Annotated in this window: 13 protein-coding genes and 1 pseudogene; 3 read left to right on the forward strand and 11 right to left on the reverse strand. The window is 69.2% G+C overall.

Going from position 1 to position 16,403, the window contains the following annotated elements; translation table 11 throughout:
- Nucleotides 1-98 precede the first annotated feature (98 nt).
- The 10 genes from ACPA54_RS02800 to ACPA54_RS02845 all read right to left on the reverse strand — a co-directional run bounded on the left by ACPA54_RS02800 (nt 99) and on the right by ACPA54_RS02845 (nt 11,161).
- Nucleotides 99-1,550, reverse strand: coding sequence for a purine-cytosine permease family protein (locus ACPA54_RS02800; RefSeq protein ID WP_423526387.1), 1,452 nt, complete (start codon nt 1,548-1,550; stop codon nt 99-101).
- An 83-nt stretch (nt 1,551-1,633) separates the two neighbouring features.
- Nucleotides 1,634-2,035: a RidA family protein gene (locus ACPA54_RS02805; protein ID WP_423526388.1), complete on the reverse strand. Its 402-nt coding sequence runs from the start codon at nt 2,033-2,035 to the stop codon at nt 1,634-1,636.
- Between the two features lie 11 nt (nt 2,036-2,046).
- Nucleotides 2,047-3,588 carry an aldehyde dehydrogenase family protein gene (locus ACPA54_RS02810; protein ID WP_423526390.1) on the reverse strand — a complete coding sequence of 514 codons (1,542 nt, stop codon included), beginning with the start codon at nt 3,586-3,588 and terminating at the stop codon, nt 2,047-2,049.
- A gap of 56 nt (nt 3,589-3,644) precedes the next feature.
- Entirely contained in the window at nt 3,645-4,067 is a 423-nt protein-coding gene (locus tag ACPA54_RS02815; RefSeq protein ID WP_423526391.1) for a cupin domain-containing protein, read from the reverse strand.
- A 2-nt stretch (nt 4,068-4,069) separates the two neighbouring features.
- Nucleotides 4,070-4,822 (reverse strand): RraA family protein, encoded by a 753-nt coding sequence (locus tag ACPA54_RS02820; protein WP_423526393.1) that lies wholly within the window; start codon nt 4,820-4,822, stop codon nt 4,070-4,072.
- Nucleotides 4,819-5,754 (reverse strand): VOC family protein, encoded by a 936-nt coding sequence (locus ACPA54_RS02825; protein ID WP_423526395.1) that lies wholly within the window; start codon nt 5,752-5,754, stop codon nt 4,819-4,821. The genes ACPA54_RS02820 and ACPA54_RS02825 overlap by 4 nt, the downstream gene beginning before the upstream one ends.
- A gap of 90 nt (nt 5,755-5,844) precedes the next feature.
- Entirely contained in the window at nt 5,845-7,410 is a 1,566-nt protein-coding gene (locus ACPA54_RS02830; protein ID WP_423526397.1) for a 4-hydroxyphenylacetate 3-hydroxylase N-terminal domain-containing protein, read from the reverse strand.
- A 437-nt stretch (nt 7,411-7,847) separates the two neighbouring features.
- Nucleotides 7,848-8,753, reverse strand: coding sequence for a LysR family transcriptional regulator (locus ACPA54_RS02835; protein ID WP_423526399.1), 906 nt, complete (start codon nt 8,751-8,753; stop codon nt 7,848-7,850).
- A 513-nt stretch (nt 8,754-9,266) separates the two neighbouring features.
- The gene (locus ACPA54_RS02840) at nt 9,267-9,926 is read right to left on the reverse strand and encodes a response regulator (protein WP_423526400.1); all 660 of its coding nucleotides are present in this window, start codon (nt 9,924-9,926) and stop codon (nt 9,267-9,269) included.
- Nucleotides 9,923-11,161 (reverse strand): sensor histidine kinase, encoded by a 1,239-nt coding sequence (locus tag ACPA54_RS02845; RefSeq protein WP_423526402.1) that lies wholly within the window; start codon nt 11,159-11,161, stop codon nt 9,923-9,925. Before ACPA54_RS02845 ends, ACPA54_RS02840 begins: the two co-directional genes overlap by 4 nt.
- A 159-nt stretch (nt 11,162-11,320) precedes the next feature.
- Here ACPA54_RS02845 and ACPA54_RS02850 point away from each other — a divergent pair.
- The 3 genes and pseudogenes from ACPA54_RS02850 to ACPA54_RS02860 form a co-directional block, all read left to right on the forward strand.
- A pseudogene (locus ACPA54_RS02850) lies at nt 11,321-11,968 on the forward strand (ABC transporter ATP-binding protein); the annotation flags it as partial.
- A gap of 59 nt (nt 11,969-12,027) precedes the next feature.
- Nucleotides 12,028-12,795 (forward strand): ABC transporter permease, encoded by a 768-nt coding sequence (locus ACPA54_RS02855; RefSeq protein WP_423526403.1) that lies wholly within the window; start codon nt 12,028-12,030, stop codon nt 12,793-12,795.
- A 766-nt stretch (nt 12,796-13,561) separates the two neighbouring features.
- Nucleotides 13,562-15,685: a protein kinase domain-containing protein gene (locus ACPA54_RS02860; RefSeq protein WP_423526405.1), complete on the forward strand. Its 2,124-nt coding sequence runs from the start codon at nt 13,562-13,564 to the stop codon at nt 15,683-15,685.
- Nucleotides 15,686-16,092: 407 nt separating this feature from the next.
- Here ACPA54_RS02860 and ACPA54_RS02865 read toward each other — a convergent pair whose 3' ends face one another.
- Complete coding sequence (locus ACPA54_RS02865; RefSeq protein WP_423526407.1) at nt 16,093-16,398, reverse strand: SCO5918 family protein; 306 nt, start codon at nt 16,396-16,398, stop codon at nt 16,093-16,095.
- Nucleotides 16,399-16,403: the final 5 nt, after the last annotated feature.

Genomic DNA, 16,403 nt, shown 5'->3' on the forward strand with positions numbered 1-16,403 from the left:
ACCCCCAACCCCCTGTACTCAGGGGGGCCCCGCCCGCTGCGCGGGGGGGTTTGGGGGGCGCCGCCGCCGCGGCGGCCCGCCGGGGCGCCGGCGTCCGGTCAATGGGCCTCGTGGACGGCTTCCTCCCCCGCGACGAACGAGGTGCCGGTGCCTTCCGGCATCCAGTACCGCAGCACCGGGTAGAGGAGGCACGCGCAGGCGAACGACACGAGGAATCCCAGGTCGAACACGTCGGTGTGCATGAGCACGATGCCGACCGCGGCGGATGCGACCAGGGTGAGGACGCCCGCCCAGTTCCACTTCTCCACCCGGTGGGTGGTCCGGTCGAACCGCGCCCGCCTGACCAGGTAGTAGTCCGCGATCATGACCCCGCACATGGCGAGCGTCATCGCGCCCAGGTAGGCCAGGTAGGTGGTGAACTTCTCGAGGATTCCCGCGCAGATCATCAGCAGGGCGACGATGTTGCCGACGACGACCATCACCGCTCGGGCGGGCTTGCGCCCGGTGAGCGAGTTCACCAGGTTGACGAGCGACAGCGACCCCGAATAGGCGTTGATGGCCTGGGCTTTGGCCTGCGCGGCATAGATCGTGATGAAGCCCGCCCAGCCGGCGAAGATGACGAAGAACGCCCCGGTGTTCCCCATGACGTACGCGCTGCCCGCGGCACCCGCGGCTTCGGGGGTCATGCCTGTGTTGTGGTCCATCAGGTAGGCGATGACGTCCGGCATGCCGCCGATCACGACGAGCGATCCCAGGACGGTCATCAGGATGTTCTGCGTGACCGGGCCGGCCGTGGCCAGGATCGTCACGTCGCGGCGGGTGCGGCAGTACCGGGCGAAGTCCGCGGTGACCAGGGCGATGGTTCCGGCGGTGGCGCCCATGACGGAGACGGCCGCCTCGAACCGGGGCCACCAGCCCCCGGGAACGACGCCCCGATAGGTGAAGACGTCGGTCGGATCGGCGCCGTCGACCGCGTAGATCTTGACGATCATGTAGACGGCCACCAGCAGGGTGACGGCCACGAGCACGCCGGACGCGCGCAGGGCCAGGTTGATGCCGAAGATGGCGAGCGCGATCCACAGCAGCGTCATGCCGCCGTAGATGAGGATGCGCATCGTCCACGAATCGGGCAGGTCGAACATCAGCAGGGTGCCGTGGTACAGCAGCGCGGCCTCGACGGCGAGAAAGCCGAGGATCATCACCGCGAAGATGACCGAGCCGATCGCCGAGCCCGCGAAACCGAACCCGAAGAACCGGGAGGTCAGGGTGCTCGACATGCCGGTCTCGAAGGCCATGCGCCCGAGTGCCTTGCCGAGGACGACGGCGAAGGCGGCCACGAGGACGCCGACGAGCATCCCCAGCGCGAATCCGGCGAGTACCACGGTGAAGCCCGCGATGGCGAAGACGACGAGCGCGGTTGCCACGCTGATCGGGCTGAGCGCGAGCTGGTATCCGCTCTTGCGTTCGGCAGTCGGCACGCTGACCAGGGCGTGGTCTTCGGCGGCGGCGGCCAACGCGGAATCGGCGGACAGGGGACGTCTTGTTCTCAACTGTTCGGACACAGTTCCTACCCGTCAATGAAGGGGAGCCGGATGCGGAGTCCGCGGGGCGTGCCTGGAATCTGTCCCGGCGGTCAGTCTCGGCTGCATCCCGCGATGGCTATGGCTTCGATTTCGAGCAAGATCTCCGGCTTGGCAAGCGCCGCGACCTCGACGAGGGAACAGGCGGGGAAATCTCCCGAGAAGAACTCCTGACGGGCCTTCCACACCTGGGTGTTGTCGCTGATGTCCGTCACGAAGATGGTCATCTTGACGATGTCGTCCATGGCCGCGTCCGCGGCTTCGATCAGGTCCTTGATCTTCTGGAAGACGGTTTTGGCCTGCTGGTACGCGGTATCGCCGAGGACGGTCTCGCCGTCCGCGCCGCGCGCGGTCATGCCCGAGACCATGATCAGGTCGTCGGCCCGGACGCAGTTCGACCACATTTTCGGGGCCGGCTCGCGCACGGCGTCGGAGTAAATACGCTGTTTCTTCATGGCACGGTCCCTCAGAATTCGATCCGGTTGTCCCAGGCGGAGGTTCCGCCCCAGTTCACGCAGACGCTCTGGCGCCGCATGAACCCCTTCCAGGCGTCCGATCCGGCGGTCCTGCCGCCGCCGGTCTCCTTTTCTCCGCCGAACGCGGAACCCACGTCGGCGCCGGTGGTGCCCATGTTGATGCGGACAATTCCGCAGTCGCTGCCGCGGGCCGACAGGAAAGTCTCGATATTGGTCAGGTTGGTGCTGTGCATCCCGGAAGCCAGTCCCTGGGCGACGCCGTTGTGAATCGCGATGGCCTCGTCGAGGTCGCGGTACGTCAGCACCGACACGATCGGCGCGAAGGTCTCCGACTGGGCGATGTCGAAGTGCGGTTCGACGCCGGTGACGATCGCCGGCTCGACGTACAGGCCCGGCCGGTCGATCGGCTTGCCGCCGTACACGACGGTGGCCCCGTCGCGCTGGGCGCCGGCGAGGACGCGTTGGTAGTCCGCGACCGCCTGACGGTCGATCAGGGGGCCCACGACCGTGTCCTCGTCACGCGGATCGCCGATGGCGATCCGGTCGAACGCCGTCTTCATGAGCGCAACCAGTTCTTCGGCGATGCTCTCGTGGGCAATGACGCGCCGCGTGCTCGTGCACCGCTGCCCGGTCGTGCCGAGGACACCGAACGTCAGTGCCTTGGCCGCGAGTTCGAGATCAGCTGTCTCGTCGACGATGCAGCCGTTGTTGCCGGAGCACTCCAGCTGGTACCGGCGGCCGAGCGTCGATCCGACGATGTCGGCGACCTTCCGACCCACCGCGGTCGAGCCGGTGAACGAGATCATGGCGATGCGGGTGTCGGAGAGCAGCCGCTCCGCGACGGCGTTGTCCTGCGGGATGAGCAGCGAGAAGACGCCTTCGCAGCCCAACTCGGCCGCCGCCGTGTTGACGAGCTTCTGCATCGCGATGGCGGTCAGCGGCACCTTCGGGCTCGGCTTCCAGACCACCGTGTTCCCGGCGATCGCGGAGAGGAAGCCGTTCTGTGCCCAGACCGCGGCGGGGAAGTTGTACGCGCTGATCAGCCCGACCACACCCAGCGGCAACCACTGGTCGTACATGCGGTGTTCGGCGCGCTGGGACTGCTGGGTGAAGCCGTACATCATGCGCGCTTGGCCGGCTGCCAGCACCGACATGTCGACGACTTCGCGAAGCTCTCCCTTGGCCTCCATCGTCGATTTGCCGGTGTCCAGGCAGACGACGGCCGCCAGGCTGTCGATGTTCTCCTCGACCAACTGGCCTATCCGGCGCACGAATTCGCCGCGTCGCGGGGCCGGAACCATCCGCCACGTCTGCTGCGTCGCGACGGCGGCGGCCACAACCGCCTCGTAGTCCCGCTCGTCCGAGGCCGCGACCCGGCCCACGACCTCGCCGTCGGCCGGGCACACTGCCTCGACGACCGGTTTTCCTTCGGCGGTGCCCCAGCCCAGGGAGTCGGTGTAAGTGCCGGCGTGCACGCGGTCCAGACCGAACGCGGCGAGCACCTCGGCGGTGTCGAAAACTTTCCCGGTCATCATCAGTCCCTATCCAGTGCGCGGTCCTGCAACAGACTTCGGCGGCCTCTGGGCCGTCATTTCTGTGCGAGGAATCCGCCGATCGTCGCGTCGGTGTGGTATTCGGGCTTCTCGTAGTAGTGCGGGCCGTCGTAGATCTCGATGAGGACGCTGCGCTCGTGGGCCAGCGTCGGCCCGTGCGGGTGGTCCTTCGGGTTCATGTAGAACGAGCCCGGCCGCAGCCGCATCCCGGTGTCGGTGTACTCGTAGTCGCCTTCGAGGCAGTACATGAACTGGTTCGAGGCGTGGGTGTGCTTGGTGGGGATCGTGCCGCCCTTGTGGTATTCCAACAGCGCGATGCTGGCCCCGGTGTCCCCGTTCTTGAACAGGAAGTACTGGCGGAATCCGTATTCCGGGTAGTCGATCCAGTCCTCGTCCTTGAGGTCGGCGGCGTGGATCAGCACTTCGAGCGACTTCACGAATTCGGGATTGACGTCCACTGCTACTCCAGACCCGGGCGGCCCGCGGCCACCCATGCTCGGTATTCCAGGAAGCTCTCCGGTGTCCCGGGGAAGAGGCCGAACAGGCTCCGGCCATTTCGGAGTTCGACCGCCGCAAACGCCTCGTAGGCGACCGCGTCGGCGGCTTCCGCGGCAACCGCCGCCACGAGATCGCGGGGAATGACCGCGACGCCGTCGGCATCGCCCACCAGGACATCGCCGGGATATACGGCCACGCCGCCGCAGCCGACAGGCTCGTCCAACGCGACCGGGTGCAGCGCGATCGGCGTCGCCTTCGGCGCGTTGTCCCGCTGGAAGCACGACAGCCCGGTCTCCCGGATCGCCGCGGAATCGCGGTAGCCGCCGTCGGTCACCACTCCCGGCACGCCGCGGTGCTTCAGCCGCTCCGCCATCATGTCGCCCATGGACGCCGCGGCCGTGCAGCCGAACGCGTCGATCACCAGTACCGCGCCCGGCGGGCACTCCTCGATCGCCCGCCGATGCAGGTTGTCGTCGCTCGCGTAGTTGGCGAGGGTGTCGATGTCCTCACGCGCGGGGATGAACCGCAGCGTGTAGGCCGGGCCCACCAGTGGGGGCTGGTCGGATGCCAGGGGCCGGACTCCGGACATGACCGTGTTGCGCAAGCCGCGCCTCAGGAGCATGTTCGCGACGGTGGCCGAGCCCGCGCGCGCCAACTGCTCGCGGACGTCCGCCCGCCAGGCTTCGGGAGAGCGCTCGTGCGCCGCGCCGGTCATCCGAAGAACTCCGGCGGCGGGCGATGCCCCCACTGCGTGGTGTCGCTCGCGGTCCCGTTGAACTTGGCCGGCCGGTGTCCGGCATCCACCACGTCGCCGTCGGTGTAGTGCTCGATGCGGAAGCCGAACGGGTCCTTCCAGTAGTCGAAGATCTGGCTGCCCAGCAGGTGGCGGCCGACTCCGACGTCATGGGTGTAGCCCAGGCTCAGCAGGTGCTCGTGCGACGCCATCACCGCGTCCAGGTCCGCCACTTCGTAGGCGCTGTGGTGCACACCGGCCCAGTCCGACTGGAGGACGAGCATGAAGTGGTGGTCCACGAGCCGTTCGCCCAGGTCCAGCCTGACGAAGGTGCCGACGACGGGGCTCTCTTCGCCCGGCGGGACGAAATGGTCCGAGGGCAGGAAGTTGAAGCGTTCGTACAGCCAGGCCATCGACGCGTCATGGTCCCGGACATGCAGCACGAAGTGGCCCAACCGCGCCACCGCGCACGGCCCGACGGACTGGCGGACCACGGCGTTCACCCGGTGCTTGTCCCGCAGGTTGTTCATCGCGAACGGCTGCCGGTCGGGCAGCGGTTCCGCGCGCTCCCTGCCCCAGACGGCCCGGATCTCGATGCCGTCGGGCATGGTCATGGCGACCTCGTGGCCGCCGCCGGGCTCGGTCGACTTCCGGACCGGGGACGAACCGGGCTTCGTGGCGAGTTCGACGAGGTCGTCGAACGCGGCGACCTCGATGGAGGCGCCGATGAAGCGCTGCCGGTCGGCTTTGCGGGTCACGTGGATGTGGTGCTGCGTGCCCGTGCCCCGCATGTAGAGCACGTTCTCGTCGCTGCCTGCCGCCTTGGTCATGCCGAAGGCGGTCAGAAACTTCTCCATGACCACGAGATCCGGTGCCTCGTAGGTCACTTGGGCAGCATCGACTGCCGTTGCCACGGAATCCTCCTGTGGTGGGTGAGCGTTCGGCGCGGGATCGGTGTGCACCGTCGCCGATGTGCGGGGGGAGTCCTCGGGCGGGCGGGAACGTCAGCGCTTGAGGATGCTGACGTCGCCGGGACCGACCAGGTCGGGCACGGTCCAGCCGTCCAGGTCGTACTCGTCCATGGCGCTCTGCGCGAAGTCCTTGCAGTAGTCGAGGAGTCCGGTGCCGCGCGCGCTGAACAGGTTGGTCTGGCGCGTGACGTCGTTGCTGCCGATGTAGTTGATCTCGTACAGCTCGTGCCGGGCGCCGAACTCCGTACCGATGGAGTCCCAGAGCATCTTCATGACCTTGACGCGCTCCACGGCATCGATGCCGCCCGTGCCGCGCAGGTAGGTGTCCAGGTAGCCGCGGATCTCCGGGGTCTTGAAGTCGTCGACGTGGGAGTTCAGGTAGATCAGGCCGCTGGCCACCACCTGCTCGATGATGTTCTTGATCTTCGGCATCGCCAGCTGGTTCATGACGCGGTACGCGCCGGCGAACTGCGGGTCGGGCTGGATCATGCCGCCCTTCCACGGCACCGCGCTCTTCGCCATCGCGTCCGACAGCGCCCAGAACGTGTTGCGCCAGGCGATGACTTCGCCGAGCTGGGACATGACCCCGTGGAACTGGCCCGCCCCGGTGACGTCGAGGGCACGCGCCAGCATGCCGACCAGGAAGTCCATCTTGACGGCGAACCGGGTGCAGCCGTGCAGGGACGCGCGCTCCAGGTATCCCGAGTGGATGTTGTACTTGTTGGCCTGCTCCAGGTCGTTGTAGATGAGCGTGTTCTCCCACGGGACGAACACGTTGTCGAGCACCAGGATCGCGTCGTTCTCGTCCAGCCGGCTCGACAGGGGGTAGTCGAACGGGCTGCCCAGCGCCGCTGCCCGGTACTCGTTGGACGTACGGCAGAGCAGTTTCACGCCGGGCGCGTTCGTCGGCGTGATGAACACGGGCGAGAACGCCGGGTCCTGCACGGCGACCTGGCCCACGTGGCCGACGAAGGTGTAGTGCGTCAACGCGGAACCGGTCGCCACGACCTTGGCGCCGGAGACGTAGAAACCGGCGTCGGTCTCCTTCGTGACCCGGATGAACACGTCCTTGCCGGCGTCGGCACCGAGGCCGCGGTCGACCGGAGGGTTCATGATGGCGTGGTTGATGTACCACGTCTTCTCCTGGGCCTTGCGGTACCAGTTGCGCGCGTTGTCCTCGAACCCGCGGTAGAACTCCGCGTTCGCGCCGAGGGTTCCGAGGAAGCAGCCCTTGTAGTCGGGAGAACGGCCCATCCAGCCCCAGGTGATCCGCTGCCATTCGGCGATCGCGTCCCGGGAAGCCACCTGCTCCTCGACGCTGTGCGGCGCGCGGTAGAAGGGGTGGGTGAACCCTCCCCATTCGGTCGGGACGGTCAGGACGTCCTTGCGGGCCGGGTCGTGCAGGGCGTCGTACATGCGGGCGAGCATGCGGGCCGAGTTGCGGAACGCGGGGTGCTCGGCGACGTTCGCCACCCGCTCGCCGTAGATCCAGACTTCCCGGCCGTCGTCGAGACTCGCGAGGTACTCCTCCCCGGTGAAGGGGATGTAATCACGATCTCCACGATTCCCTACCGAAATACCGGCGCTTTCCGCATGCATGACACGACACCTCCCACTAGCGGCCCGACCAGGCGACCGTCATCAATTCGGGAAACAGGGGACGCAGTCGGTTCCGACTGCCATTGCCCACCCGACGGAATGTTGGACACCACCTGCGGCGTTGAATTGACGGGAGACTTACACGGCACCCAGGCGGCCGCAATAGGTGTCGGCCGGCGCACGCGGATGAAGCACGCGGCGCGACGCGGCCCGGGGCTTCCGACGAGGCTCGCCGTCCTCGAGAAAAGCGGGCATGACCAGGCACTTCTTAAGCAACCAAAGGGTTGGACCCAATGCGGGCCGACGGCTCTTCGTGACGCAGGTCACAGGATTTCTCGACTGCTTTTCGCGCCCCGGTCTTGCGTTTCTCGAACCCCTCCCATATGCGCCGCAAGGGAGGGGGTGCTACTTCCCCATATGGCTCCGGAGGATTCTTCTCAGGAGATGAACGTGCGCCGATATTCCGCGGCACTCCGGGTGGCCCGCAGCCATCCCTGCATCAGCGGATTGAGTTCCCTGTCACGCCGCCACAGCAGCGTCGCCGCCATCGGGGCCAGCCATTTCGGGGCGTCGAGGAGGACGACGGCGTCGGACTTTCCCGCGATGCGCCAGGTCACCGGAGCCACGCCGAGCCCGGCCGCCACGAAGGCCACGGCCGTCTGCGGTGTGGACACCTCGAGGACCTCGAACGTTTCGTCGTCGGCGAGGGCGCGCTCGACGATGTCCGGCATGCCGACGAACGCCGGGATGCGGTACGGCAGAATCCAGCGGCCCCATCCCCGGCCGTCGGGGTGATGCTCGCGCGCACGGTTCCGCGGCACCGCGAGCTTGATCTCGATTCCCATGACGGGTTCCCAGTCGCAGAACTCGTTCACGAAGGGGGCGAACTGGCTCGGCGTGAAGGGGACGCATCCCATGTCGAGCTCGCCCGTCCGAATGCCCTGGACGATCACGTCGGGAGTGACGTCGGTCAGCGACACCCGCACACCCGGCGACGTCTTGAGGAACTCGGCCAGCACGTCCGCCACGATCTCGTTGATGACCATGGGTTCCACGCCGATGTGCAGGTCCCCGACGGCGCCTTCCCCCATCAGCCGCAACGTCTCCACCGTGCGATCGCGGTCGGCGATGAGGCGCCCGCCTTTGGACAGCAAGTAGAACCCGGCCTGGGTGGGATGGACGCCTTTCGCGGTCCGCTCCAGCAGGCGCACCCCCAGTTCCGCCTCCAGTTTCGCGATGGCCTGGCTCACCGGCGGCTGCGTCATGTTCAGATTCTTGGCGGCCTGGGAGACCGAGCCGGCCTCCACAACAGCTCTGAAGTACTCAAGGTGACGAAAATCCATAATGCCCCCATGGGGAACCCGGGGAATGCCGACAGGCGGGCGGGCTAGCACCGCGGTTGAGCCCTATTCTCCACGGTTTGCACCGCCGCGCGGACGACAACGGACACCGCGCGCCGGGCCGGCGGACGCCGGGCGGGACGAGCGGGTCTCCGTGGACACGTGCCGGCCCGTGGGTATGCCTGGGTACACCGCGGATCCGCCCGCCTGCCGGAGTGCTCCGATGCCGCCCGTCCGGCGCGGTCCGGTGCTGGAGATCCGGCAGCCGGTGCGCGCGTACGGCAGGGGCGACGCCCGGATGCGCACGCTGGGTGGAGTTGAACCCCCATACCGTTTCCTGCGGGCCTGTCGCGCGGACCCCGAGCGGGTCGTGGACGTGCTGCACGTCGCGGCAGGAGACGGTCGGCTGATGCCGGACGAGTCGGACGCGCGTGGAGGCCGTCCCCCGAAAGGCGCCACGATGACGATTGGATCCCGCTGACGTATCGGGCCCGCCGTGCAGGACGACAGTGCTCGTTACGGCACCGCCATCCCGTTGCGGTAGGCGATGATCACAAGGTGGACGCGGTCCCGGGCACGGAGTTTGGTCAGCAGGTGACCGACGTGCGTCTTCACCGTGCCTTCACCGACGTGGAGGCGAGCGGCGATCTCGTTGTTCGTGAGCCCCGCCGCGATGAGGGCCAGGACCTCAGACTCGCGCGGTGTGATCCCCGCCAACGTGCTGTGGGGGGATGCCGGCCGGCGGTCGGTCGCGGCGAACTCGGTGATCAGCCGCCGAGTCACCGCCGGGGACAACAGGGCGTCACCTGCGGCGACGACGCGGATGGCGGCAAGCAGTTCGGCCGGCGGCGTGTCCTTGAGCAGGAAGCCGCTGGCCCCGCCGCGCAGGGCCTCGAAGATGTATTCGTCGAGACCGAAGGTCGTCAGGATCAGGACCCGGGTGCCGGGAACGCCCGCAGGGCCGGTCAGTTCGCGGGTCGCGGCGAGGCCGTCGAGGTCGGGCATCCGGATGTCCATGAGGGCCACGTCGGGGAGTGCTCGGCGGGCGAGGTCGACCGCCGCTCGGCCGGTGGCCGCTTCGCCGACCAGGGTGAAGCCTTCGGCCGCGTCGATGATGCCGCACAGGCCGACGCGTACGAGGGCCTGGTCGTCGGCGACGAGGACGCTGATCGTCACGCCGCCACCCCGGTGGTGTCGGCGGGCGCCGGGATCGGCAGCACGGCGGTGACCCGGAAGCCGCCGCCCGGACGCGGGCCGGCAGTGAACGTGCCGCCGTAGAGGGCGACGCGTTCGCGCATCCCGCCGAGGCCGTGACCGTCAGCGACGGCCGCAGGAGTCGGCTTGGCCGTGCCGTCGTCGCCGATCTCGACAGCGAGGTCGCGGTCACTGTACGTCAGTACGACCCGGGCCGAGCGGGCTCCCGCGTGCCGAACGACGTTCGCCAGTGCCTCCTGGGCGATCCGGTACGCGCACAGCTCGACGCCCGGCGGCAGTGCGCGTGCGGGGCCGTTGCAAGACAGTTCGACCCGCAGGCCGGCGCGGGATGTTCCGCGCACCAGTTCCGGCAGGTCGGCCAACGTCGGCGCCGGCACGCGCTCGGCGTCGTCCACGCCTCGGAGAACGGACAGCAAGCCGCGCATCTCCGCGATCGTCTCGCGGCTGGTGCGCTGGATCACCGCAAGCACCTCGCGGGCCTGGTCGGGTCGGTTCTCGAGCACGTAACCGCCGTAACCTGCTTGGACGTTGACGACGCTCAGGCTGTGCGCGATCACGTCGTGGAGCTCGCGGGCGAGGCGCAGCCGCTCTTCGGTGGCTTCGGCGCGGACGAGCTCGGCCTCGCGGCGGCGTAGCTCGGCGGCGTAGACACGGTTGCGGCCGACCGCGGAGCCGACCGCCCACGCCGCGAGGGGGAAACCGATGGCCAGCCACGCGGTGCGCCGCAGATCGCCCATGCCCAGCCACCACGACGCACCGGCACCCAGCATCAGCGCGAGTACCGCGGCCCCCGCGCGCGGGCGGTGGACTACGGCGGCCGTGTACACGACTCCCATCGCCGCCAGCACCATGAACGGCCCGCCGACGACCAGGGAGAGCGTCACCTCGCCGTCCACGGCGACCACCGGGACCCACGCGGCGAACACCGCACCCGCCGCCCACACCGGGCCGAACCGGCGCAGGGCGAACGCGAATGCGAACACCACGGTCGCGGCCAGGGCGAGCACGACCTGGCCGGAGCCTGGAGGTGGGTATCCGCGGCCGTGCGGGTCATAACTGTCGCGGGCGTCCAGCACCCGCGTCCAGGCGATCGGCAGCGCCAACGCGGCAGCCGCGACGTCCACGAGAACCCATTGGCTGGGTTTCAGCCGCCGGTGAAGCGGAGTCCCGGGGGCGGCGAATCGTTCCGCGTTCATGCAGGCGAGCGTAATCACGGCCGCGCGTTCGGCCATCGCTCGCGAGACCTATGACCACGGTCGGAGAACGCCGGGCGGAATTCTCACCGCGGCGAGACGCTCGCAACGCCCTCGGTCGCGAGGCTGTCGGGTGTATCGCATCGGTCGACAGGAGCAGACATGATCGAAGTCCGCGGGCTCGTCAAACGCTACGGACCCAAGACCGCCGTCGACGGGGTCTCCTTCACGGTGGCTCCAGGCCGGGTGACCGGCTTCCTCGGCCCGAATGGCGCGGGCAAGTCGACGACCATGCGGGTCGTCCTCGGGCTCGACGCACCGACGTCCGGCCACGCGCTGGTAGACGGTCGGCCCTACCGCGGCCTTGCCGAACCGCTGCACACGGCTGGGGCGTTGCTGGACGCGGGCGCTGTGCATCCGGGGCGCAGCGGGTTCCGGCACCTGGAGAGCGTGGCGGCCACGCACGGGATCGCGCGACGCAGGGTCGTCGAGGTGCTGGAGCTCGTCGGACTCGCGGATGCGGCGCGGCGCCGGGTCCGCGGTTACTCGCTCGGAATGCGGCAGCGGCTGGGGATCGCGTGTGCGCTGCTGGGCGACCCGCGGATCCTCGTCCTCGACGAGCCGGTCAACGGCCTTGACCCGGAAGGCATCCGCTGGATCCGCACGCTGCTGCGCGACATGGCTGCCGAGGGGCGCACCGTGTTCGTGTCCAGCCACCTGATGAGCGAGATGGAGAACACCACCGACCACGTGATCGTCCTCGCCCGCGGGCAGGTCGTTGCCGACGCGCCGATGACCGCATTCGTCCGCGGCGGCACACTCGAAGACGCTTACGCGGCAGCGGTCGACAACACGGTCGAGGGACGGCGATGACCATGCGCGGACTGGTGCGCTCGGAGTGGATCAAACTCGCATCAGTACGGTCGACCTACGGCGCAATTCTGCTCGCGGCCGCAGCAGCCATCGCGCTCGGCGCGTTCGACTATCACCAACTGGTCGACGATTGGGACGGCATGAGTGCCGAGAAACGCGCGGACTTCGACCCCGTGCGCTTCGGCTTCAGCGGCGGCTTCTACGTGGTCATCCTGTGCGCAGGCACCGTGGGGGTACTCGCCTCGGGCTCCGAGTTCGGGACTGGCCTGATCCGCACGACCCTGACGGCGGCACCCAGGCGCCGCCGCCTCCTCGCGGCGAAGACCGCGGTCATCGGAGCGGCCACGCTCGCCGTCGGCGAAGCGATCGCCTTCGCGACGTTCTTCGTCGGGCAATCAATCCTCGCCGCCAAGCACCTCGACGTCGACCTGGGCACGCCCCACGTATTGCGTGCAGTCGCCACGACTGGCGCGTTCGTCGCAGTCATGGCTCTTCTGGGCCTGGCCCTCGGCTTCGTCGTCCGCCACACAGCAGGGGCTCTTGCGCTCCTGTTCGGCTTGTTCTTCGTCGCCCCGATGGCCACGGCGGCCACGCCGGCCCTCCACCGGTACACCCTGCAACCGGTGTTCCAGTCGTTGTCCAGCACCACTGCGTCAGGCCAACATGACCGCCCCTCAACGGCCGCAGCCCTGGCCGCATGTGCGCTGTACTCCGCAGCCACAACCGCGGTCGCCGCCTGGCTGCTCGAACACCGCGACGTATAGCGGCTGCTGTCGTTTGCTGCTGTGCACACCGTCAGAGGCCTCTCCCTGATCTTGGGTTCCAGGAGTCGCTGCAAAAGCCCACCTTGCGGCGCGCGACGGGTTTCAAGATCCGGGCCCGGTCCGTCGTGCCGTTGTTCTGAGGTGCCGTCCCTTGACCGAGGAACGGCACCCCCGCGAGAAGGCGGCGCCGCCGACATGCCCTCACGCGAAGCGTCCCCACAGCGCATCGCGGAACTCGCCCGCGCACACTGGCGGATCGAAGCCCTGCACCACATCCGCGGCACCACGTTCGCCGAGGACGCCTCCAAGATCCGCGCCGGACACGGACCAGCCAACATCGCCACGCTTTCCGAGCGCCGCGGCGAACGCCTGTCTGCCTGGCTCGGCGCGGCCCGCTGCGACGACCTGCCCCAGCCTCCATACCCTTGCCGCGGGCATCGACCGCGACCGGGAAGCCGTTATCGCGGGCCTGACACTCCCTTCGCATTGCGGTGTCGTCGAGGGCCACGTGAACCGCATCAAGATGCTCGAACGCCGGATGTTCGGCCGCGCCGGCTTCGACCTGCTGCGGAAGCGGGTCCTGCTCGCGTCGTGACTCCGGGCAGACCTCGCGGTCACGCAAGCCGAGACCGTCCGGGACACGACAAGCTGAACGGCCGTCGGAGGAGAGGGCCTAGGGTCGGTGGTGTTGGCCGCATGCGGGCGTTGCCGCCGTGCGGCGTCGGGTCTGGGCGGCGGGCGAGCGGACGAGATTTCGGGGGCGAGTATGGCGGGCGGGCGTGTGCTGGCCGGGCGCTATCAGTTCGAGGAGTTGTTGGGCCGGGGCGGTATGGGGGAGGTGTGGGCTGCGGTCGACGCCCGTATCGCCCGCCGTGTGGCGGTGAAGGTCATGCCGTCGGGCGGCGGTGATCCGCAGGGGCTGCTGCGCGAGGCCCGGACCGCGGGCGCGCTCAGCCATCCCGGCATCGTCACCGTCCACGACCTGGGGCGCGAGCCTGACGGCACCGTGTTCGTGGTTATGGAACTGGTCGCGGGGCGAGACCTGGCCCGCGTGCTGCGGGAGGTCGGCCGGCCCGATGTGCGCGACGCGATCGACTGGTCGGCGCAGTGCGCCGACGCGCTGGCTGCCGCGCACGACGCGGGCATCGTGCACCGCGACCTGAAGCCCGCAAACGTTCTGCTGACACCCCACGGCACGGTCAAGGTCGTCGACTTCGGGATCGCCCGGTACGCGGCGGCCACGACCCGGTCGAGCCAGGTCGTGGGCACCCCGGCGTACATCGCCCCCGAACGCTTCTCCGGCCAGTCGGGCGACGGCCGGGTGGACCTGTACGCGCTGGGCTGCATGCTCTACGAACTCATCTGTGGTCAGCCGCCGTTCACGGCACCGGATCCGATGGCGCTCATGTTCGCGCACCTGCGCCAGGAACCCGTCCCGCTCGGCGCCCTACGCGCCGATCTGCCTCCCGGTGTGGCGGAGCTGACCGCCCAACTGCTCGCCAAGGACCCCGCGCAGCGCCCGACCTCCGCACACGAGGTCCACCGCCGGCTCAGGGCCCTCCCCCTCGACCCGGCGTCGGCCCCGCGGCCCGGCCGAGCATCGGCCGCACCGGACGCGCCGCCGCCGCGGCACGGAGCCGAGACGGCCACGGCGGTCGACTCCCTTGTGGCACACGGCCCACGGCCCCTCGCTGCCCCGGAGACCACCGATACGGTCGCCGACCCCGGCGATGCCCGCTGGGGCGCCTTCGGCCCCCGGGACGTACCGGAACGACGACGCGGGCTCTCGCGTCGTTCGGCCGTGCTGCTGGCGCTTGGCGGGGCGGCGGCCGCCGGCACCGCGATCGCGACCTACCCGTGGGACGATGCGGGCGCCGCCGACCCGGACGCGCCGCCCAAGAAGTGGGAGTTCGCCACCGGCGGCGGCAACCCGACCGCGCCGGTGACGGACGAGGGCGTGGTCTACGTCGCCAGCGACGACGGCGGCCTCTACGCGATCGACGCGGCCTCCGGTGCCCGGCGCTGGGTCTACCAGCTGGGCGGCGACCAGGTGTCCAGGCCCACGACGAGCGAGGGAATCGCCTACGTCCGCGGCGGCACACGTGCTTCGAGCGCGCTGCACGCCGTCGATGCCGCGCGCGGAACTGCGCTGTGGTCGTACCCGGTGACGCCGTACGGCGGGGACCCGACCGTGGCCGACGGGGTCTGCTACGTCGGCGGGGGGGCCGAACCGACCGGTGAGGGCACCACCGGCTATCTCGGACGCCTCCATGCCGTGGACGCACGCACCGGGCAGGAGCGCTGGACCTTCGACGCCGCGCACGCGTTCTACGCCCGCCCCACGGTGGTGGACGGCGTGGCCTACATCGGCTGCATGGACGGCACCGTGTACGCCATCGACACGGCCACCGGCCGGCAGCGCTGGGCGTTCAAGACCGGCAGTGCCGTGCGGACCCGGGTGGTGGTTGCGGACGGGATGGTCTACGCGGCGAGTTACGACACCAACGTGTACGCCGTCGACGCCGCCTCGGGTACCCAGCGGTGGGCCTACAACACGGGTGCACCGGCGGACTTCCCCGCCCTCCAGAGCGGCATCCTCGTCGTCGGCAGCGGGAAGCTGGTGCACGCGGTCAACAGCAGCACCGGCACCAGGCGCTGGACATTCGCCGCCCGCGACACCGTTGCGGCTCCGACACTCGCGCACGGAAGCGTCCACATCGGCTGCGGAGACGGAAGGCTCTACGCGATCGACATGACCCAGGGCTTCAAGAGCTGGACGTTCCAGACCCGAGACTCCGTCGTCGCCGCACCTGCCATCACCCAGGACGCCATCTACGTCGCGAGCCTCGACAAGAAGCTGTACGCCCTGGACCTCACCCCCAGGTACTGAACGGACACGTCCGGGCGCCCCGCGCCGGGCGCACGCAGCCGGGAGTGTCTCATCCACGGCGGATCTGATGATCAAGGAGACGCCAGAGATGACGACCGAGACGCCCCCTGAGCGGGCGGCTGGTGAGCTGTCGGAAGCTGCTGTGTCGGACGAGCAGTTGATCGCGATGCCGGTCGACCGTGCCCGTTCGGAGGGTCTTCAACTCACGTGCCAGGGCGGGTTGTTGCAGCAGCCGACCTGGCGCGTGCCGGAGTCCGCATTGGAGTGCCCCCGCGACGTGACCGGCACGTTCGAGCCGCGGATCGTCAGGAGGGGGCGTCGGCGCCGCGGGCACCATGTCCTGACGCATGAACGGCCGTCCACGCGGCGGCGTTTGCGATGCGCTGATGCCCGTCCGCAGGACTGTGCTACGCCGGGGCAGCGGTGCCGGGCAGCGCCGAGGCGGTCTGAAATCGTGTCAGTCCGGGAGGCGGTGCATCTTCGGAAACGCGGCAGGTGAAACCGAGGCGGCTCATGGCTCGGGTGACTTCGTCCGCGGTGAAGTCACGGCGGTCCTGCCGGGTGAGGATGCCCCCGACCTGCTTGACCGGGTACCGGCGGCGGCCGATGACCACGGAGCCGCCCGTGATGGGCTCGGGCTTTATGCCCTTCATGGCTTCCAGCACTCCGTGCCGGGAGAGATCGAATGCGAAACCGGCGATGACGCAGCGCATTGTGC

It is taken from the genome of Uniformispora flossi, from assembly GCF_049534875.1.
Classification (GTDB): Bacteria; Actinomycetota; Actinomycetes; order Streptomycetales; family Streptomycetaceae; genus Yinghuangia; species Yinghuangia aomiensis.